17 protein-coding genes are annotated in these 19,099 nt (G+C 73.2%); 9 read left to right on the forward strand and 8 right to left on the reverse strand.

Going from position 1 to position 19,099, the window contains the following annotated elements:
• Positions 1–24 precede the first annotated feature (24 nt).
• Positions 25–261 (forward strand): acyl-CoA carboxylase epsilon subunit, encoded by a 237-nt coding sequence (locus ITJ64_RS18340; protein WP_194682089.1) that lies wholly within the window; start codon positions 25–27, stop codon positions 259–261.
• A gap of 258 nt (positions 262–519) precedes the next feature.
• Here ITJ64_RS18340 and ITJ64_RS18345 read toward each other — a convergent pair whose 3' ends face one another.
• From ITJ64_RS18345 to ITJ64_RS18360, 4 genes are all read right to left on the reverse strand, one after another.
• Positions 520–1,572: a hypothetical protein gene (locus tag ITJ64_RS18345; RefSeq protein WP_194682090.1), complete on the reverse strand. Its 1,053-nt coding sequence runs from the start codon at positions 1,570–1,572 to the stop codon at positions 520–522.
• Complete coding sequence (locus ITJ64_RS18350) at positions 1,569–2,777, reverse strand: sensor histidine kinase (RefSeq protein ID WP_194682091.1); 1,209 nt, start codon at positions 2,775–2,777, stop codon at positions 1,569–1,571. Before ITJ64_RS18350 ends, ITJ64_RS18345 begins: the two co-directional genes overlap by 4 nt.
• Positions 2,767–3,414, reverse strand: a complete 648-nt coding sequence (locus ITJ64_RS18355) for a response regulator (protein WP_370545278.1) — start codon at positions 3,412–3,414, stop codon at positions 2,767–2,769. Before ITJ64_RS18355 ends, ITJ64_RS18350 begins: the two co-directional genes overlap by 11 nt.
• A 145-nt stretch (positions 3,415–3,559) precedes the next feature.
• Positions 3,560–4,936 (reverse strand): class I SAM-dependent RNA methyltransferase, encoded by a 1,377-nt coding sequence (locus ITJ64_RS18360; RefSeq protein ID WP_194682093.1) that lies wholly within the window; start codon positions 4,934–4,936, stop codon positions 3,560–3,562.
• 96 nt (positions 4,937–5,032) lie between these two features.
• Between ITJ64_RS18360 and ITJ64_RS18365 the strand changes: the two genes are divergently transcribed.
• From ITJ64_RS18365 to ITJ64_RS18375, 3 genes are all read left to right on the forward strand, one after another.
• A complete protein-coding gene (locus tag ITJ64_RS18365) occupies positions 5,033–5,716 on the forward strand; it encodes a nucleoside triphosphate pyrophosphatase (RefSeq protein WP_194682094.1) in 684 nt (227 codons plus the stop codon).
• A gap of 79 nt (positions 5,717–5,795) precedes the next feature.
• Complete coding sequence (locus tag ITJ64_RS18370; RefSeq protein WP_194682095.1) at positions 5,796–7,580, forward strand: biotin carboxylase N-terminal domain-containing protein; 1,785 nt, start codon at positions 5,796–5,798, stop codon at positions 7,578–7,580.
• Positions 7,577–9,106 (forward strand): Gfo/Idh/MocA family oxidoreductase, encoded by a 1,530-nt coding sequence (locus ITJ64_RS18375; protein WP_194682096.1) that lies wholly within the window; start codon positions 7,577–7,579, stop codon positions 9,104–9,106. The genes ITJ64_RS18370 and ITJ64_RS18375 overlap by 4 nt, the downstream gene beginning before the upstream one ends.
• Positions 9,107–9,219: 113 nt before the next feature.
• On the opposite strand, the gene ITJ64_RS18380 is transcribed toward ITJ64_RS18375, so the two are convergent.
• Positions 9,220–10,653 carry an NAD(P)H-quinone dehydrogenase gene (locus tag ITJ64_RS18380; protein ID WP_194682097.1) on the reverse strand — a complete coding sequence of 478 codons (1,434 nt, stop codon included), beginning with the start codon at positions 10,651–10,653 and terminating at the stop codon, positions 9,220–9,222.
• A gap of 107 nt (positions 10,654–10,760) precedes the next feature.
• Between ITJ64_RS18380 and ITJ64_RS18385 the strand changes: the two genes are divergently transcribed.
• The 3 genes from ITJ64_RS18385 to poxB all read left to right on the forward strand — a co-directional run bounded on the left by ITJ64_RS18385 (position 10,761) and on the right by poxB (position 15,183).
• Positions 10,761–11,594, forward strand: coding sequence for a purine-nucleoside phosphorylase (locus tag ITJ64_RS18385; protein ID WP_194682098.1), 834 nt, complete (start codon positions 10,761–10,763; stop codon positions 11,592–11,594).
• Positions 11,591–13,354, forward strand: a complete 1,764-nt coding sequence (locus tag ITJ64_RS18390) for a phospho-sugar mutase (protein WP_370545262.1) — start codon at positions 11,591–11,593, stop codon at positions 13,352–13,354. Before ITJ64_RS18385 ends, ITJ64_RS18390 begins: the two co-directional genes overlap by 4 nt.
• 89 nt (positions 13,355–13,443) lie before the next feature.
• A complete protein-coding gene (gene poxB / locus ITJ64_RS18395; RefSeq protein ID WP_194682099.1) occupies positions 13,444–15,183 on the forward strand; it encodes a ubiquinone-dependent pyruvate dehydrogenase in 1,740 nt (579 codons plus the stop codon).
• A 70-nt stretch (positions 15,184–15,253) separates the two neighbouring features.
• Here poxB and ITJ64_RS18400 read toward each other — a convergent pair whose 3' ends face one another.
• Both ITJ64_RS18400 and ITJ64_RS18405 read right to left on the reverse strand, forming a co-directional pair.
• Positions 15,254–15,526: a PTS sugar transporter subunit IIB gene (locus ITJ64_RS18400; RefSeq protein ID WP_194682100.1), complete on the reverse strand. Its 273-nt coding sequence runs from the start codon at positions 15,524–15,526 to the stop codon at positions 15,254–15,256.
• Positions 15,527–15,530: 4 nt separating this feature from the next.
• Entirely contained in the window at positions 15,531–16,007 is a 477-nt protein-coding gene (locus tag ITJ64_RS18405; protein WP_228508739.1) for a PTS sugar transporter subunit IIA, read from the reverse strand.
• A gap of 119 nt (positions 16,008–16,126) precedes the next feature.
• On the opposite strand from ITJ64_RS18405, the gene ITJ64_RS18410 reads away from it, so the two are divergent.
• Entirely contained in the window at positions 16,127–16,537 is a 411-nt protein-coding gene (locus ITJ64_RS18410) for a VOC family protein (RefSeq protein ID WP_194682101.1), read from the forward strand.
• Here the strand turns inward: ITJ64_RS18410 and ITJ64_RS18415 are convergent.
• Positions 16,534–17,655 (reverse strand): adenosine deaminase, encoded by a 1,122-nt coding sequence (locus ITJ64_RS18415; RefSeq protein WP_194682102.1) that lies wholly within the window; start codon positions 17,653–17,655, stop codon positions 16,534–16,536. The two genes, ITJ64_RS18410 and ITJ64_RS18415, sit on opposite strands and share 4 nt — an antisense overlap.
• Before the next feature lie 131 nt (positions 17,656–17,786).
• On the opposite strand from ITJ64_RS18415, the gene ITJ64_RS18420 reads away from it, so the two are divergent.
• Complete coding sequence (locus ITJ64_RS18420; RefSeq protein ID WP_194682103.1) at positions 17,787–19,070, forward strand: hypothetical protein; 1,284 nt, start codon at positions 17,787–17,789, stop codon at positions 19,068–19,070.
• The last annotated feature ends 29 nt before the right edge of the window (positions 19,071–19,099 follow it).

A 19,099-nucleotide genomic window follows, 5' to 3' on the forward strand; every position in this document is an offset into this window, starting at 1 on the left:
GGCTTCTAATGTAGCCTCGACGGTGTGGACGAATCGACTGACTTCGCGGCCGCCGAACCCCCCTTCCGGGTGGTGACGCGCGGCCTCAGCGCGGGCGAGCTCGCCGCGGTGACGGTGGTCGTCGAGGCCGCCGTGCAGCAGGAGCTCGAGCAGCTGCACTCCGAGCCGACGACCTCCACGACGGCCTGGCAGCGCAGTCAGCGCTCGCTGCGCACGCCGCTGCACCCGGGCCCGGGCGTCTGGCGCTCATTCTCGGCCTGATCCGGCCGCCGCCCGTCGGCTTCCGCCTGCTGCCCGCAACGGCTCACCTGCACGAATCCTGAACGCCAGCCGAACGCGGTGCCGAAAATGTCCACCGAAATGACGACTGTGCAGCCCCGCGCCTGTCGGCAGGATGGTCCTGCTAGGTGGTGCTCTCCGGAGCGGCACCGCGCCGGATGCGGGTCGACTAGGGTAAGCGGGCTCGCATTCCGGGGGCGAGTCAGGGCGATATTCGGGTTGTCGTCCTGACTCGAAATCTCAACCGGGGGTCGAGTCATCGGCCCCCGGTTCTTTTTCGCCTCCGGGCGTCCGCGGCACCTCGAGCCAGAGCTCCAGGGTGGGCTCCTCCTCGCCCGTGTCCGCCGGCTCCACCGCGTCACGGAGGCCCACGATGGTCACGGCCACGTCGTCGTCGGGACGGGCCGTCCGCACCACGAGCCGGTCGGCCGTGCTGTCGCCGATCTGCTGCGCGATCACCGCGGTGACCCGGGCGTGCTGGTGCCGGTCGAGGTCGTCGATCCCGCCGTCGTCGAGCAGCGTCACCTCGACCCCCCGGCGCCGGGCCTCGAGCACCTCCTGCCGCACCCGGTCATCGAGCAGCCGGCGCCCGCGGATCTCGTCGCGCATCGCCGCCTCGAGGTGCAGGCACTCCTGCCGCTGGGCGGGCGAGAGCCGACCCTCGGCCGCGATCACCGCGCGCAGCATCGGCGCGACCACCCGGTCCATCTGGCCGAGCCGCACCCGGCGTTCGTAGAACTCGGCCTCCTCCTGCGCCTCCCACTCGGCGGCCCGCTGCTCGGCGAGCTCGAACAGCCGGGCGTCCCGCGTCGCCCGCACGATCGCCATGGTGGCGGCCTGGCCGATGCCGACCCAGATCGGCCCCCCGATCACGCCGAGTTCGGGCAGCTGCAGCGGGTCGCGGGTCCAGACCAGGATGCCGAGCACCATCACGACGATCCCCGCCCAGGCGAACAGGGCCCGCTGCCGCACCACCGTGATGGTCATCAGCGTGCCGATCGCCCCGATGATCCAGGTGGCGTAGCCGTTCTCGTCGGCGGGGTCGAGCTGCGGCAGCACGAGGATGAGCGAGGCCCCCGCGACGGCCACGTTGCCCGCGGCGATGCCCACGGGCATCCGGATCGACCGCATGAAGAACAGGCTGAGGGCCGTCGCGACCGCGTAGAGCACCATGGCGACCACGCCCGGCCACGGGTTCGAGGGCACGTCGAGGGCCGAGACGCCGAGCACCAGGTGGAACGACGAGAAGATCGCGGCGAGACCGACCAGCAGCAGCCGCGGGATGGCGATCACGCGAGCGCCTCCTCGGCCGGCACCGCACCGGGCGCCCACTCGAGCACGACGACCGTGCCCTGGCCCGGGGTCGAGCGCACCGTGGCCGAGCCGCCGACGGCGTCGACCCGCTCGCGGATCGAGACGCGCAGGCCCAGCCGGTCGGCCGGCACCTCGTCGGCCGCGAAGCCGCGCCCGTCGTCGCTGATCACGACACTGAAACCGGATGCGCCCCAGCAGTGCACCCGGACACTGCGGGTCACGTCCGGCCCGCCCGCGTGCTGCACGCTGTTCGACACGGCCTGCACGGCGGCGCTGTAGATGCCCTCGAGCACCCGCGCCGGCACGGGCTGCGCGATGTCGCCCTCGGAGTGGAACGACACCTCCGCCGAGATCGTGCCGGCGAGCGCCCGCAGCCGCTCGACGAGGCTGCCGAGCGGGCGGTCGCCGCCGAGCTCCGACTCGGCGTCGGCGCTCTGCAGGGCCACCAGCGCCTGCTCGGCCATCGCGACCACGCGACGCCGGTCCTCCGGCCCCTCGGGGGCGCGGGCGGCCGCGAGCAGGGTGGAGAGCACCCGGTCGTGCACGACCGTGTCGACCCGGGTGCGCTCCTGCTCGGTGGCGTGCCGCTTCGCGGCCTCGGCGTAGCGGCGCACGGCGGTGCGCTGGGCGTCGTCGACCCCGCCGGCGGCCGAGCGGAGCCCGGTGTTCACGATCACGAGGAAGGCGCCGAGCACCAGCGAGTAGACCGTGTCGAGCAGTGCGATCAGCACCGGCGCACCCCCGCCCGCGGGCAGCAGCCGCAGGGCGAAGAAGAGCCCGGGCACGGCGATGGCGTAGACGACGGCCCACGGCGTCGGCAGGGCGTTGGCGGCCGCGCCGACCGCCACGATCACGATGTACCAGAGCCACGGCTGCACGCCGAGGGCGGCCTCGGGGCTCCTCACCGCGAACGGCCAGAGCAGCAGCGCGAGGGCGAACGCCCCGGCGAACAGCGTCATGCTGATGCGGATGCCGCGGCCGACGAGCGAGGTCACGAAGCAGGCGGCGATCAGCCCGAACAGCACGACGGCGATGCCCCAGCCCCACTCGGGCTTCAGGGTCGACGCCGACCCGGCCAGCACCGGGATCGACAGCAGCGCGAAGGCGAAGCCGAACAGCCCCTGCAGGCGCGAGAGCACGAGGTCGATCTGCGCCCGGCTGAGCGGCACGGTGCTAGCCGACATGCCCGTTGTCGTCGAGGGCCAGGATGCCGTCCTCCACCGCCCGGCGCAGCAGCTCCACCTTCGACCGGGCGGGGCGGCCCACCTCGACGTACTTCGCCCGCACCCGGTCGAGGTACTCCTTGGCGGTCGAGACCTTGATGTTCAGCTTCAGCGCCACCTGCGACAGCGGCAGGCCGGAGGCGTAGAGGTGCAGCACGTCGCGCTCGCGCTGGGCGAGCTGCGCCTTGCCGAACTCGGGGTCGGCGTCGATGGCGCTCGCCCACTCGAGGTTGTTCAGCACGTCGCCGCGGGCGACGGCGGCGATCGAGGCCATCACGGTCTTCGTGGCGGCCGACTTCGGGATGACGCCGGCGGCCCCGGCGGCGAGCGCCTCCCGCACGAGCCCCACGCGGTCGGCGATCGAGTGCACCAGCACCGAGGCGCCCATCGAGCGCGCGTGCTGCACGTTCTCGGTCACCGAGAAGCCGTCGCCGAGGCTCAGGTCGAGCACCACGACGTCGCACTCGCGGCCGGCCAGCGCCACCCAGAGCTCACTCACCGAAGGGGTGGCGGCGACGACCTCGAAGCCGGCCTCCTGGCAGGCGGCTCGGATGCCCAGCCGCACCGACTCGTGGTCGTCGACGATCGCGACGCGCACCCGGGCAGCGGCTGCCGGGGCGTCGCTGCCCGCATCCGTCGTGGTCGGCTCGTTCTCGTCGTGCACGGTCACCCCTCGCGAAGACTGACCCCATCCTAGAGCGGGGACGCGGGCGGGGACGCGGGCGGGCCGGCCCGGGCCCGTCTTACCCGCGCACCAGCACGCCGACCGTCTCGAGGTGGTGGGTGTGCGGGAACAGGTCGAAGGCGCGCACCCGGTCGAGCACGTAGCCGGCTTCGCCGAAGAAGGCGACGTCGCGGGCGAAGGCCACGGGGTCGCAGGCGACGTAGACGACCTGGGCGACCTCGAGCCGCGTCAGCGCGCCGACGACCTCCTTGCCCGCACCCGAGCGCGGCGGGTCGATCACCATGGTCGCGGCCGCGAGCCGCCGCTTGTCCTCGGCCGAGGCGTCGCGCTCGAGCTCCGCGAGGTAGCGGTCGACGCGGCCGGTCACGGCGCGAGCGCCGAGCCACTCGGCGAGGTTCTCGGAGGCGTGGTCGGTGGCGGTCGCCTCGCTCTCGACGCTCGTGATGCGGGTGGCCTGGCCGAAGCGGTCGGCGAAGGCGGCGGCGAGCAGTCCCACGCCGCCGTACAGGTCGTGGTTGGCGGCGCGCGGGTCGACGAGGTCCTCCCGGGTCAGCTCCTGCACCGCGGTGGTCAGCACCTGGGCGGCCGAGCGGTGCACCTGCCAGAACCCGTTCTCGGCCAGGCGGAACTCGCGGTCACCCACCCGCTCGACGATGGTCGCGGGCTTCTCGGCGGGGGTGCCGCCGCGGCCTCCGCTCGCGCCGTCCCCGGCTCCGGATGCGCGGCCGCCGCCCCGGCCACCGCGCCCTCCCGCGTTCCGCCCGCCCGGGCGGCCCCCGCGGCGCCCGCCCGACTTGGACAGCTCCTCGGCGACGAGCGACACGCGCAGCTCCCCGTCGGCGGTCTCGAGCAGGTCGACCGCGGCCGCGCCCTGGCCGCCGAGCTCGAGGGCCCCGGCCACGGCGCGGGCCTCGGCCTCGATGGCCTCGGTGGCGAGCGGCAGCGAGTCGACCGGCACGATCGTGTGCGAGCGGGCGGCGTAGGGTCCGACGCGTCCGCCGCGGCCGACGTGCAGGCGCACGCGGCTGCGCCAGCGCGTGCCGTCGGCCTCACCGGGCACCGCCTCGACCTCGACGGGGCGGTCGATCCGGCCGAAACGGGACAGCGCCTCAGTCAGCACCTGTCCCTTCAGGGCGCGCTGGCGCTCGAGGGCGATGTGCCCGAACTCGGCGCCGCCGGGGCGGGCGGAGGGATCGCGCTCGAGCGCCGCCGCGGGCCAGACGTGCGGCACGCGGTCGGGCGAGGCCTCGAGCACCTCGACGGTGTCGGCCCGCCAGAACGACGACTTGGCGTCGACGACGCGGGCGAGCACGCGCTCGCCCGGGATCGCGTCGGCGACGAAGACCACGCGGCCCTCGTGGCGGGCCACGAAGACCCCGCCGTGGGCTACATTGTCGATGGTCAGCTCGAGGAGCTCGCTGTCGGTGTCAGGCATCATCCGAGCATCCCACAGCTGCCTGGGACGACGTCGCCGCCCGCGGCGACGAGTCGGCCCGCGACGTGCGAACCCACCCAGCGAAAGGCGTGCCGGATGCGGCTCTACCTGGCCTCCACCTCCCCCGCCCGGCTCGCGCTGCTGCGCCAGATCGGCATCGAGCCTGTGGTGCTGCCCTCGAAGGTCGACGAGGACGCGGCCGTCGACGCCGAGAACGCCGCCCGCCTGGCCGACGGTCGCGCCCCGCTCAGCACCGCGGAACTGGTGCAGCTGCTCGCCGAGGCCAAGGCCGAAGCGGTCGTCGCGGCCCTCGCGGCCCTGCCCGTCGAGCAGCTGCCCGGCGGCGAGCCGGTCGACGGCTTCGTGCTGGGCGGCGACTCGGCGTTCGAGCTCGACGGCATCGCCCACGGCAAGCCGCACCGTCCCGACGTCGCGCGCGACCGCTGGCTGGCCCAGCGCGGCCGCACCGGGGTGCTGCACTCCGGACACTGGCTCGTCGACCACCGCGGTGGCGAGCGGCGGGCCGCGGCCGGGCGCACCGACCAGGCCGAGCTCACCTTCGCCGACGACATCACCGACGCCGAGATCGACGCCTACGTCGCCTCGGGAGAGCCGCTGCTGGTCGCCGGGGCGTTCACCATCGACGGGCTGGCGGCTCCGTTCATCCGCTCGATCACGGGGGCGCCGTCGGCGGTGATCGGCATGTCGCTGCCCGTGCTGCGCGATCTGCTCGGCGGGTTCGGGGTGTCGTGGACGGAGCTGTGGGAGCCCCGTTTGTAGGGTCGGCACCTACCCCGGGGGCCATCTTTGGCGGCACATGCCAAAACGGCGATCGACAGCGGCAATAAGCTAGGTCACTATGCCCCGTATCTCCAAGGTCCTGATCGCCAACCGAGGCGAAATCGCGGTCCGTGTCATCCGGGCCGCTCGAGACAGCGGGATCGGCTCCGTCGCCGTCTACGCCGACCAGGATCGCGACGCGCTGCACGTGCAGCTCGCCGACGAGGCCTACGCGCTCGACGGCACCACCAGCGCCGAGACCTACCTCGTGATCGACAAGATCCTGTCGGTGGCCAGGCGCTCCGGCGCCGACGCCGTGCACCCGGGCTACGGCTTCCTGGCCGAGAACGCCGCCTTCGCGCGCGCCGTCATCGACGCCGGCCTGATCTGGATCGGCCCGTCGCCCGAGGCCATCGAGAAGCTCGGCGACAAGGTCTCGGCCCGGCACGTCGCCGAGAAGGTCGGCGCCCCGCTCGCCCCCGGCACGATCGACCCCGTCACCGGCGCCGAGGAGGTGCTCGACTTCGTGGCCGAGCACGGCCTGCCCGTCGCCATCAAGGCGGCTTTCGGCGGCGGCGGCCGCGGCCTCAAGGTCGCGCGCACCGTCGAGGAGGTGCCCGAGATGTTCGACTCGGCCACCCGCGAGGCGATCGCCGCCTTCGGCCGCGGCGAGTGCTTCGTCGAGAAGTACCTCGACCGCCCGCGTCACGTCGAGACCCAGTGCCTCGCCGACGCGCACGGCAACGTCGTCGTGGTGTCGACCCGCGACTGCTCGCTGCAGCGCCGGCACCAGAAGCTCGTCGAGGAGGCGCCCGCGCCGTTCCTCAGCGCCGAGCAGAACGAGCTGCTCTACAGCGCGTCCAAGGCCATCCTCAAGGAGGTCGGCTACCTCGGCGCCGGCACCTGCGAGTTCCTCGTCGGTCGCGACGGCACCATCTCCTTCCTCGAGGTGAACACCCGCCTGCAGGTCGAGCACCCGGTCTCCGAGGAGGTCACGGGCATCGACCTCGTGCGCGAGCAGTTCCGCATCGCCGAGGGCGGCGTGCTCGACTACGCCGACCCGGAGCCCCGCGGCCACTCCTTCGAGTTCCGCATCAACGGGGAGGACCCGGGCCGGTCGTTCCTGCCCTCGCCCGGCCCCGTGCACGTGTTCAAGCCCGCCGGCGGCCCCGGCGTGCGCGTCGACTCCGGTGTGCAGGCGGGCGACGTCATCTCCGGCTCGTTCGACTCGCTGCTCGCGAAGCTGATCGTCACCGGCTCCAGCCGGGAGGATGCGCTGGAGCGCTCCCGCCGCGCCCTCGACGAGTTCGAGGTGGCGGGCCTGCCGACCGTGCTGCCGTTCCACCGCGACGTCGTGCGCAACGAGGCCTTCGCCCCGGCGGCAGGCGAGCCGTTCTCGATCTACACGCGCTGGATCGAGACCGACTACGTCAACCCCGCCGAGCCGTGGAGCGGCTCGCTCGAAGACGCTCCCGCGCCGGCCGAGCGCCGCACGGTGATCGTCGAGGTCGACGGCAAGCGCGTCCAGGTCGTACTGCCCGAGACCCTCGTCTCGGCCGGGGCCCGCGCCGGAGCCGGTGCCTCGCGCACCGCCGGGGCTCCCCCGCGGCGCCGCGGCGCGGCCGTCGGCGGCGTCTCGTCGGCCACCGGCGACTCGGTGAAGGCCCCCATGCAGGCCACCGTCGTCAAGCTCGCGGTCGCCGAGGGCGACACCGTCGTCAAGGGCGACCTGGTGCTCGTGCTCGAGGCCATGAAGATGGAGCAGCCGATCACCGCGCACAAGGACGGCACGATCACGAACATCGCCGCCACCGTCGGGGCCACCGTCTCGTCGGGCCACGTGCTGCTCGACATCTCGGCATGACTGCCGGCGCCGGGCGCGAACCCGTGATCGGCGTCGTCGGCGCGGGCTTCCACGCCACGACGAACATCCTGCCGGCCCTGGGCCTCGCGGGTGTGCCCCTCGCGGCGCTGGCCACGCGCTCGGAGGACGGCTCGCGGTCGGCGCTCGCGCGCTTCGGTTCAGACGGTGCGGCGTACGACTCGGTCGAGGCGCTGCTCGCGCATCCGGGGCTCGACGGCGTGATCGTCGTCGCCCAGCCCGCCGACCAGCTCGCGATCACCCACCGGGCGGTCGCGGCCGGCGTTCCCGCCTTCGTCGACAAGCCGCTCGGCCTCACCGCCGCCGAGGCCCGCACCGTGGCGCGCGCCGCCGACGAGTCGGGCGCCGGGGTGCAGGTGGGCTTCATGAAGCGGCACGCCCCGGTCTACCGGCAGCTGCGCACGCTGATCGCCGACGGGTCGCTCGGCACCGTGCGCTCGTTCTCGGTGCAGTTCGGCTGCGACTCGACCCCGTTCTGCCGCACCGAGGCGGAGTTCGTGACGCTGGCGGCCATCCACCTGATCGACCTCGCGCGTTTCCTCTTCGGCGCGGTCGCCACCGTGCACGCCGTGAACAGCGGCGAGGGCGCCCACGTCGCCCTCTCGGTCACGCTCGGCTTCGCGTCGGGCGTCGCGGGCACCCTCGAGCTCACCGGCCTGCCCAGCCGCGCGAACGAGGTCGAGAGCGTGCGCGTGCTCGGCGACACGGGCTTCGCCGAGACGACGGATGCTCACACCCTCCGCCTGCACCGCACCACCGCCACCCCGGCCGACCTCGCACCGCCCGCGCCGCCCACCGGCCCGGCCGCGTCCACCTCCGCCACCGCCGTCGCCACCTCACCCGCGCCCGCCGGCCCCGCCTGGGGCACGCTGGCCGAGGCCGACGTCGTGCTGCACCCCGCCGAGAGCGCCATGTCGGGCATCGGCCGCGACCTGCACCTCCGCGGCTTCGTCGGTGAGCTGCGCGCCTTCGCCGACGCGGTCGCCTCCGGCACCCTCTCCCCCGACGGCGCCTGGGACAACGTCGCCACGATGGACCTCTGCGACCGCATACTCGCCTCCTCCGCCGCGAACCGCGCCGCCCGCCCCACCGCCGACGGGGTGGCCGCGCTCGTGCCGCTGGTCTTCGGCGAGCCGGGCGCCTTCCGCGACGAGATGGTCGCGCGCATCCGCTCGGGACGGAAGACCGGCAGCAGCACCCTCGCCGCCGCCTACGCGCTGACCGGCACCCCCGTGCCGAGCGTCGGCGAGCGCCGAGCGCTCCTCGACTCCGACGGGCGACCCGCGGCCGTCGTCGAGTACCTCGAGGTCGTCGAGACCACCCTCGCCACGGTCACCCCCGAGCTGGCGCAGCACGAGTCCCCCACGGTCGACGCCTGGCGCGCCGCCCACCGCGACTACTTCGGCACGCTCGTCGAGCCGATCCGCGCCCACCTGGCCGACCCCACCTGGACGCTCACCGACGACACCCCCGTCGTCGCCACCGTCTTCCGAGCGCTCCCCCTCTAGCGCGCACCAGCGTCACGCGCGCGTCGCACGGGCACCCCCGGCCGCGCGCGCCGGCCATCGCGGCCACCCGCGCCGGCCCCACCCGACCCGACGGCGACCGCCGCCCGGCCCGGCTAGAGGACGATGTGCATGGCCCGCGCCGCATCCGAGATCGAGCCCGACAGCGACGGGTAGACCGTGAACGCGCGCGACACCTGGTCGACCGTGAGCCGGTGCTCGACGGCGAGCGCGATCGGGAAGATCAGCTCCGACGCGTTCGGCGCCACCACGACCCCGCCGATGACGGTGCCCGAGCCGGTGCGGGCGAACAGCTTCACGAAGCCGTCCTTGATGCCCATCATCTTGGCGCGCGGGTTCGACGACAGCGGCAGCTTGTAGATGTCGCCCTGCGCGATGCCCTCCTCGATCTGCCGCTGGGTCCAGCCCACGGTCGCGATCTGCGGCTGGGTGAAGATGTTCGAGGCCACGTTCCGCAGCTCGGTCGGGTTCACCGCGTCGCCCATGGCGTGGAACATCGCCGTGCGCCCCTGCATCGACGCCACCGACGCCAGCGGCAGGAACGTCGTGCAGTCGCCCGCCGCGTAGATGTTCGGCGCGCTGGTGCGGGCCACCCGGTTCACCCGGATGTGCCCCGAGTCGGACAGCTGCACCCCGGCCTGCTCGAGGCCGATTCCCTTCGTGTTCGGGATCGAGCCGACCGCCATCAGGCAGTGCGAGCCCTCGACGGTGCGCCCGTCGCTCAGCGTCGCGACGACCCCGTCGGCGGTGCGCTCGACCTTGTCGGCGCGCGACTTGGACAGCACGGTCATGCCGTTGCGCTTGAAGACGTTCTCGATCACGGCGGCCGCGTCGGCGTCCTCGCCGGGCAGCACCTGGTCGCGGCTCGAGATCAGTGTCACCTTCGAGCCCAGCGCGGTGTACGCCGAGGCGAACTCGGCCCCCGTCACACCCGAGCCGACGACGATCAGGTGCTCGGGCACCGACTGCAGGCCGTAGAGCTGGGTCCAGGTGAAGATGCGCTCCCCGTCGGGCACGGCCGTCGGCAGGATGCGCGGACTCGCGCCGACCGAGACGACGATCGTGTCGGCCTCGATCTGATCGAAGTCGGTGCCCCCGCTGACGGCCGTCGACACGATGACCGAGCTCGCCCCGTCGAGCCGTCCGTGGCCGCTGACGATCGTGACCCCGGCGCGCACGAGGCTCGCCCGCATGTCCTCGGACTGCTGGCGGGCGAGCCCGAGCAGCCGCTTGTTGACCTGGGCGAGGTTCACGGCGACCTCGGGACGCACCGGCCGGCCGGCGTCGTTGCGCGAGAAGAACTGCACGCCGAGGTCGGCCGCCTCGCCGATGCCGTTGGTGGCCTCGGCCACGGCGATCAGCGTCTTAGAGGGCACGACGTCGGTGATGACGGCCGAGCCGCCCACCCCGACCTGCTCGACGAGGGTCACCTCCGCGCCGAGCTGCGCTCCGGCGATGGCCGCCTCGTATCCCCCGGGGCCCCCGCCCACGACGACGACCCTCTGCTTGCGCTCGAACTCATTGCCCATGCGGCCATTCTCCCCGGTCGGCGCACCCCCGCCAAACCAACGGCGCACGCCCGCCGCGCGAACATCTCGCCCGCCCCACCGAGGCCTCGGGCGAATAGAGTGGACGAATGTCCTCTCCGACTCCCAACCCCCTCGACCTGCCCGACGCCGACCCGTTCGAGGTCGCCCGCGAGGCCGCCGCGCAGATCGCCGAGATCACCGGGGTGCCCTCGCACGACGTCGCCCTCATCCTCGGCAGCGGCTGGGGCAAGGCCGCCGACCTGATCGGCGAGACGGTTGCCAACGTGCCGGCCACCGACGTCGTCGGGTTCGGGATGCCCGCGGTCCCCGGTCACGTCGGAACGCTCCGCTCCGTGCGCCTGCCGAACGGCAAGCACGCCCTCGTCATCGGCGCGCGCACCCACTACTACGAGGGTCACGGCGTCCGCCGGGTCGTGCACAGCGTGCGCACCGCCGCCGCGACCGGCGCGAAGACGATGGTGCTGACGAACGGCGCCGGCGGCATCAAGGAGACCTGGACGCCCGGCACCCCCGTGCTGATCAGCGACCACATCAACCTCACCGCCGACTCGCCGCTGGAGGGCGCGACCTTCGTCGACCTCACCGACCTCTACTCCAGCCGCCTCCGCGAGATCGCCCGCGGCGTCGACCCGACGCTCGACGACGGCGTCTACGTGCAGTTCCGCGGCCCGCACTACGAGACGCCGGCCGAGGTGCAGATGGCCAAGGCCATCGGCGGCCACATCGTGGGCATGTCGACCGCCCTCGAGGCGATCGCCGCGCGCGAGGCCGGCATGGAGATCATCGGCTTCTCGCTCATCACCAACCTGGCCGCGGGCATCCAGAAGACCCCGCTCAGCCACGCCGAGGTGATCGAGGCGGGCAAGAACGCCGAGGCCGCCATCGGCGACCTGCTCGCCCGGGTGGTCACCGCGCTGTGACCGGCGAGCACGAGCACCACCTCGTCGCCGACGGCGACGAACTGAACGAGGTCGAGCGCCTGGTCGAGCAGGCCGTGTCCTGGCTCAATCAAGACCCCGACCCCGAGACCCACCACGAGCTGCACATGCTGCTGCGCCGCGTCGGAGCCAACGACACCGACGCCGTGGCCGACCTCCGCTCCCGCTTCGGCTCCCGCCTCGCGTTCGGCACCGCCGGGCTCCGCGGCGAGATCGCCGCCGGGCCCAACCGCATGAACCGGGTGCTCGTGGGCCAGGCTGCCGCCGGCCTGGCCGCGTTCCTTCTCGAGCGCGCGCATCCGGGAACCACCCCCTCGGTCGTGATCGGCTACGACGGCCGCACCAAGTCGCAGGTCTTCGCGCAGGACACCGCCGAGATCATGGCCGGCGCCGGCGTGCGCGCCGTGCTGCTGCCGCGCCTGCTGCCCACCCCGCTCGTCGCCTTCGCCGTGCGCGAGCTCGGCGTCTCGGCCGGCGTCATGGTCACGGCCTCGCACAACCCGCCGCGCGACAACGGCTACAAGGTGTACCTCGGCGACGACGACCACGGCTCGCAGATCGTGCCGCCCGCCGACGGCGAGATCGCCGCTCAGATCGACCGCGTCGCCGCCACGCGGAGCGTGCTCGAGCTGCCGCGCTCGTCCGACTACGAGATCGCCGACGAGTCCCTGATCGAGCGCTACGTCGAGGCCACCGCGGCCGTCGCGGGCGGTCACGCCGAGCGGGCCCCGCTCTCGGTGGTCTACACGGCGATGCACGGCGTGGGCTGGGAGACCTTCTCCCGCGTGCTCGACGCGGCGGGCTTCCCGCGGCCGGCGCTCGTCGAGGCCCAGATCGCTCCGGATGCCGCGTTCCCCACGGTCGCGTTCCCGAACCCCGAGGAGCCGGGCGCCCTCGACCTCTCCTTCGAGCGCGCCCGCGAGGTGAGCGCCGACCTCGTCGTCGCCAACGACCCGGATGCCGACCGCCTCGCCATCGCCATCCCCGACCCCTCCTCGTCGGAGGGCTACCGCGCCCTCACCGGCAACGAGGTCGGCACGCTGCTCGGCTGGCGTGCCGCCGAAGCGGCCGCCACCGACACAGGCACCGACACGGCCACGGCCTCGCCCGCCGACGCTCCCGCCCTCGCCTGCTCGATCGTCTCCTCCCCCGCCCTCGGCGCCGTCGCCCGCGCCCACGGCCTGCGCTTCGCCGAGACCCTCACCGGCTTCAAGTGGGTCTCCCGCACGCCCGGCCTCGTCTTCGGCTACGAGGAGGCCCTCGGCTACCTCGTGAACCCGGGCACCGTGCGCGACAAGGACGGCATCTCGGCCGCGATCGCCTTCCTCGACCTCGCCACCGGATTGGCCGCCACGGGCCGCACCGTCGCCGACCGCCTCGACGAGTTCAGCGAGCGCTTCGGCCACTACGGCTCCGCGCAGATCTCCCTCCGGGTCACCGATCTCTCCCAGATCGAGCGTGTGATGCAGCGCCTCCGCGCCGATCCGCCGAGCGAGATCGGCGGCCTCCCCGTGCGGAGCATCGACGACCTCGCCCGGGGCGGGGACGGCGTGCCGCCAAGCGACGTGCTGCGCCTCCACCTCGATGGCGCCCGCGTGATGGTGCGCCCGAGCGGCACCGAGCCCAAGCTCAAGATCTACCTCGACGCCTGGAGCGACACCGGCAGCGTGCCCGAGCGCACCGACGCCGTCGTCGAGCTCCTCCAGCGCCTCGAGGGCGGGATGCGCGACCACATCTCCTGACACCCGGGCCCCACCGGCGGGCGCACCCTCCGCGCCCGCCTCACGACCCGTCCCGTGCGCACTCGCCCCCCGCGCCGTAGGTTCGAACCATGACCACCATCGCGGACACCATCGTCGAGATCATCCAGGACGCCGGGGTCCAGCGCGTCTACGGCCTCCCCGGCGACTCCCTGAACGGTTTCACCGACGCCATCCGCCGCACCGACGGCGCGGTGGACTGGGCCCACGTGCGCCACGAGGAGGCCGCCGCCTTCGCCGCCGCCGCCGAGGCCGCCCTCACCGGTGAGCTCACGGTCTGCGCCGGCAGCTGCGGCCCCGGCAACCTGCACCTGATCAACGGCCTCTACGACGCCAACCGCAGCCGTGTGCCCGTGCTCGCGATCGCCGCCCACATCCCGGCGAGCGAGATCGGCACCGGCTACTTCCAGGAGACCCACCCGCAGGAGCTGTTCCGCGAGTGCAGCGTCTACACCGAGCTCGTCAGCGTGCCCGAGCAGCTGCCCCGCGTGCTCGAGATCGCCATGCGCACGGCCGTCGAGAAGCGCGGCGTCGCGGTCGTCGTCATCCCCGGCGAGATCTTCCTGCAGGCCTCCGCCGGCCGGCCGAAGTCGGCGCCGATCGTGCGGGCGGCCACCCTCGCGCGCCCCGCCGACGCCGAGCTCGAGAAGGCCGCCGCCATCCTGAACGGCGCGAAGAAGGTCACGATCCTCGGTGGCGCCGGCGTGCAGGGCTCCCACGACGAGGTCGTCGCCCTGGCCGAGCGCCTCAAGGCCCCGATCGTGCACGCCCTGCGCGGCAAGGAGTTCCTCGAGTACGACAACCCCTACGACGTCGGCATGACCGGCCTCCTCGGCTTCGCCTCGGGCTACCGAGCCATGGAGGACTGCGACGCCCTGCTCATGCTCGGCACCGACTTCCCGTACCCGCAGTTCTTCCCGTCGAAGGCCACGATCATCCAGCTCGACCTCCGCGGCGAGCAGATCGGCAAACGCACCCCCGTCAATCTCGGACTGGTGGGCGACGTGGGCGACACGGCCCGTGCGCTCCTACCCCTCCTCGATGCGGATGCGCACTCGAACCATCACCTCGACGCCTCCGTCGCGCACTACGCGAAGAGCCGCAAGGGTCTCGACGAGCTGGCCGACAACGACCGCAACCGGGCCCCCATCCACCCGCAGTACGTCGCGCGGCTCGTCAGCGAGCTCGCCACCGACGATGCCGTCTTCATCCCCGACGTCGGCTCCCCGGTGGTCTGGGCCGCCCGCTACCTGAGCATGAACGGCCGCCGCCGCCTGATCGGCTCCTTCAGCCACGGCACCATGGCCAACGCACTCCCGCACGCGATCGGCGCCCAGTCGGCCTTCCCCGACCGCCAGGTGATCGCACTGTCGGGCGACGGCGGTCTCGCCATGCTCTTCGGCGAGCTCCTCACGGTGCGTCAGAGCAGGCTCCCCGTGAAGATCGTCGTCTTCAACAACTCCTCGCTCAACTTCGTCGAGGTCGAGATGAAGGCCGCCGGCTTCGTCAACTACGGCACCGAGCTCGACAACCCCGACTTCGCGGCCGTCGCCGCCTCACTCGGCATCTTCAGCCGCCGGGTCGAGCAGCCCGACGACCTCGAGGGCGCCCTCCGCGACGCCTTCGCGCACGACGGCCCGGCGCTCGTCGACGTCGTCACCGCGCGCCAGGAGCTCTCCATCCCGCCCACCGTCTCGGTCGAGCAGGCCAAGGGCTTCGGCCTCTACGCCATCCGCACGATCATGTCGGGCCGGGGCGACGAGCTGATCGACCTGGCCGACACGAACGTCTTCCGCCGCCTCTTCAGCTGACGAGAGCGGATGCCCGCCGGCACACCCCCGCCGCGCATCCGTCACCCGCCCGCAGGTGCACGGGCCGCCCTCAGCCGACCGCGATCTCGAGCTTCGCCGTGATCTCGTCGAGGTCGAAGTAGTTCTCGATCACCACGACGTCGGCGTTCGTGCGCCCGATCGCCGACACCAGCTCGGGCGACGTCAGGATGACCTGCGCGTCGGCGGCCGCCACCCCCACGCCCGCCACGTCGGACGCGGACACGTCGGCCTCGATGTCGAGGCGCTCGAGGGCTCGGACGGCGTTCACGCGCAGGATCTCGGAGGTGCCGATTCCCGCGCCGCAGAGGGCGACGATCTTCACGGCCTCAGCCTAGGTCAGGGTGCGACGCCGCCGCGAGCAGCCGGCGCACCTCGTCGGTGTCGCGGGCCGCGGCGAGCGCCGGGATGACGCTCTCGTCGTTGAACAGGTTGGCGAGCGCGGCCACCGACGCCACGTGCTGGTCGGCCTCCGTCGCCGCGATACCGATCACCACCGACACCGGGTCGTTGTAGGCGTGGCCGAAGCTCACCGGCTCGTCGAGCGTGACGATGACGAGCCCCGGGCCGTGCACGTCGGGACCCGGTCGCGCGTGCGCCATCGCCAGCCCCGGCGCGATCACGATGTACGGCCCGTACTCCTCGATCATGGCGATCATCCGCTCCCCGTAGGTGGCGTCGGCCGCGCCGCTCGCGGTGAGCGCCTCGGCGGCGCGGAGCACGGCGGCCCGCCAGTCGGGGGCGCTCCGGTGCAGGGCGATCGCCGCATCCGGCAGCTGGTCGAGCGAGGGCATCTGGTACGTCATCGTCCGCTCATTCTCTCAGCCCGGCGCCACCCCAACCGGTGAGTTCCCTGCACCCGGCCGCCCGCCGCCCGCCGCCCCCGCCCTTGACGCCGCCGCCCCACCCGAGCAGAATCGCGCCCATGATCGACACCTGGAAGATCGAGCTCGTCTTCATCCCCGTCACCGACGTCGACCGCGCCAAGACGTTCTACGTCGACCAGCTCGGCTTCCACGCCGACCACGACCAGTCGCCGACCCCCGGCATCCGCTTCGTGCAGCTCACCCCGCCGGGCTCGGCCTGCTCGATCGCCTTCGGCACGGGCATCACCGAGATGGCTCCCGGCACGCAGAAGGGCGTGCAGATCGTGGTGCCGGATGCCGCCGAGGCCCGCCGTCACCTCCTCGCGAACGGCGTCGCCTGCTCCGAGGTGGTCGACGAGGGCTGGGGCCTCTTCGTCCACTTCGACGACCCCGACGGCAACAGCTGGGCGCTGCAGCAGCTGCCCGCCTACGCGGCCGCCGCCGCAGCGGCAAGCGCCCCGACCGCCTAGAGCGCCTCGAACCCGTCCGAGATCGCGTCCGCGAGGTCCTCGCGGTCCTCCACCGGCAGGAACGTCGCCGCCGCCGCGTTCAGCTGGAACACCTCGTGGTCCGCCAGCTCGTAGTCGAACGCATCCGTCAACAGGGCCAGCTCGCGGCTGATCGACGTGTTGCTCATCAATCGGTTGTCGGTGTTCACCGTCACCTGGAAGCCGAGCTGGTAGAGCAGGTCGAACGGGTGGTCGACGAGCTCGTCGCCCCACGCCGCGACCGCCCCGGTCTGCAGGTTCGACGACGGTGAGAGCTCGAGCGTGATCTCCCGGTCCTTCACCCACTGGGCCAGCAGCCCGAGCGAGACGTAGGTGGCGTCGTCGTCCTGACGCTCGGTCTCGATGTCCTCGGCGATCCGCACGCCGTGGCCGAGCCGCAGCGCGCGCCCGTCGAACAGTGCCCCGCGGATGCTCTCCAGCCCGTCCCCTTCACCTGCGTGAACCGTGGTCGGGAAGTAGTTCTTCGCGAGGAAGTCGAACGCGGCGAGGTGCTTGCCCGCCGGATACCCGGCCTCCGCCCCCGCGATGTCGAACCCGACGACCCCGTTCTCGCGGTGCCGCACGGCCAGCTCGGCGATCTCGAGCGAGCGGTCGGCGTGCCGCATCGCGGTCACGAGCTGACCGACCCGGATGCTCCGGCCGCTCGCCCGCACGTCGTCGGTGCCGATCTCGATGCCCTCCTGCACCGCCTCCACGACCTCGTCGAGGCTGAGGCCGCCGGTGAGGTGCTGCTCGGGCGCCCAGCGCACCTCGCCGTAGATCACGCCGTCGTCGGCCAGGTCGGTGACGTACTCCCGGGCGACGCGCACCAGGTTCTCGCGGCTCTGCATCACGGCGATGGTGATGTCGAAGGTGGCGAGGTAGGCCGGCAGCGAGCCGGAGTCGGCGCTGTCCTCGAACCAGTCCCCCAGCTCGATCGGGTCGGTCGCGGGCAGCTCGAGGCCGATCCGCTTCGCCAGCTCGACGATGGTGGCGGGTCGCAGACCGCCGTCGAGGTGGTCGTGCAACGACACCTTGGGAAGCGAGTTGAAGCTGATGGTCGAACCGGGAACGAGGTATTCCTCCGCTGGGGTGCTCATGTCCCCAGCTTAGGGTTCCGCGCCCCGGGCCGACCGGCCCGAATCGTTACCCGACGGGCGTCGACCACGGGCTAGGCTCTGCTCGCCGGGAGATGTCACGGCACCCCTGCGAACCCGGAAGTCCCGCCGCCATGATCCCTGAGCCCCGCTACGGCGAGCGCATCGATCCCGCCTCCGGGGGCGGCCCCGACGAAGCCCCCGTCGGCGGCTTCACTCCCCCGCCCTTCCCCGCCCAGCCACCGGCGCCGCGCCGCCACCAGGCGCTCCGCGTCGTCGGCGTCGTCGCCGCGCTCGTCGGGGTCGTCGCCCTCCTCCTCGGCGGCTTCCACGGCTGGACCGTCGTCGCCGACCAGCGCCGCGCCGACGCCGTCGCCCTCCTCGCCGACCGCGAGAGCGGCGCCGTCGAGGCCCACGGAGCCCTCACCGCCCGCACCCGCAGCTCCCAGGCCGAGGCCGATCGCGTGCGCGGGGTCATCGGCTCCGGCCCCTTCGCGGCCGACCCGGATCCGTCGGCCGAGACCCTCCGCACCGCGCTCGGCGCGCTCGACCTGGCGCTGTTCGAGGCCGGCGAGGCCGCCGCGACCCCCGTCCCGGTCGAGACCGACGAGCCGGCCGCCGCCGACCCCGCTCCCCCGTTCACCCTCCCCTGGGAGCTGATGGCCGAGGCCGAGCAGCTCGAAGCGGATGCCCACCGAGCCGACACCGTCGCCACCGGCCTCCTGGCGACCGCCGAGGCGACCGACGACGCCGAGGAGGCCGTCGTCGACGCCGAGGCCGGCTACTTCTCCTCCCTCGCCACGCGCGCCCAGGCCGAGATCGACGCGAGCCCGCTGGCGAGCCGCAAGACCCAGGTCGACCTCTCCTACCTCATCGACACCGCCGCCGATCCGGGCCAGGCCGACTACCGAGACTCCGCCTTCCTCGCCTCGTTCCAGAGCGCGCAGCAGGCCCTCCGCGACTCGCAGGCGGTCGAGACCATGGAGGCGAGCGACCCGGCCTTCGCCACTCGCCGCGAGATCGAGGAGTACGCCCGCTCCCTCAGCGCCGGCGTCGTGCTCGACTTCGTCTGGGCGCCCGAGGTCAACGGCCTCGGCGCGAACTGGCTCTCGGGCACCGCCGAGACCTACGACAGCGACGGCGGCTGGTCGATCATCAGCCTGAACTACACGGTCGAGGAGGCCTGGGCCGACGGCGACGAGAACGCCCGCGCGCTGGTGGCCCACGAGGTCGGGCACACGCAGGTCATCCGCGACGAATGCGCGCCGCTGTTCACCGGGCCCGTCTTCGCCTCCGAGCCCGAGACCTGGGCCACGGCCTACTCGATCAGCCTCGGCTTCGACCTCCCCGGCTCGGGCATCGAGGCCTACGGCCGCCCCACCGAGGAGCAGATCGCCACGGCTGCCGAGTGCCGCTGACCCCGCCCCGCCCCACCGCGCCCCACCGC

This window comes from Herbiconiux sp. VKM Ac-1786, from assembly GCF_015350805.1.
Lineage (GTDB): Bacteria > Actinomycetota > Actinomycetes > Actinomycetales > Microbacteriaceae > Herbiconiux.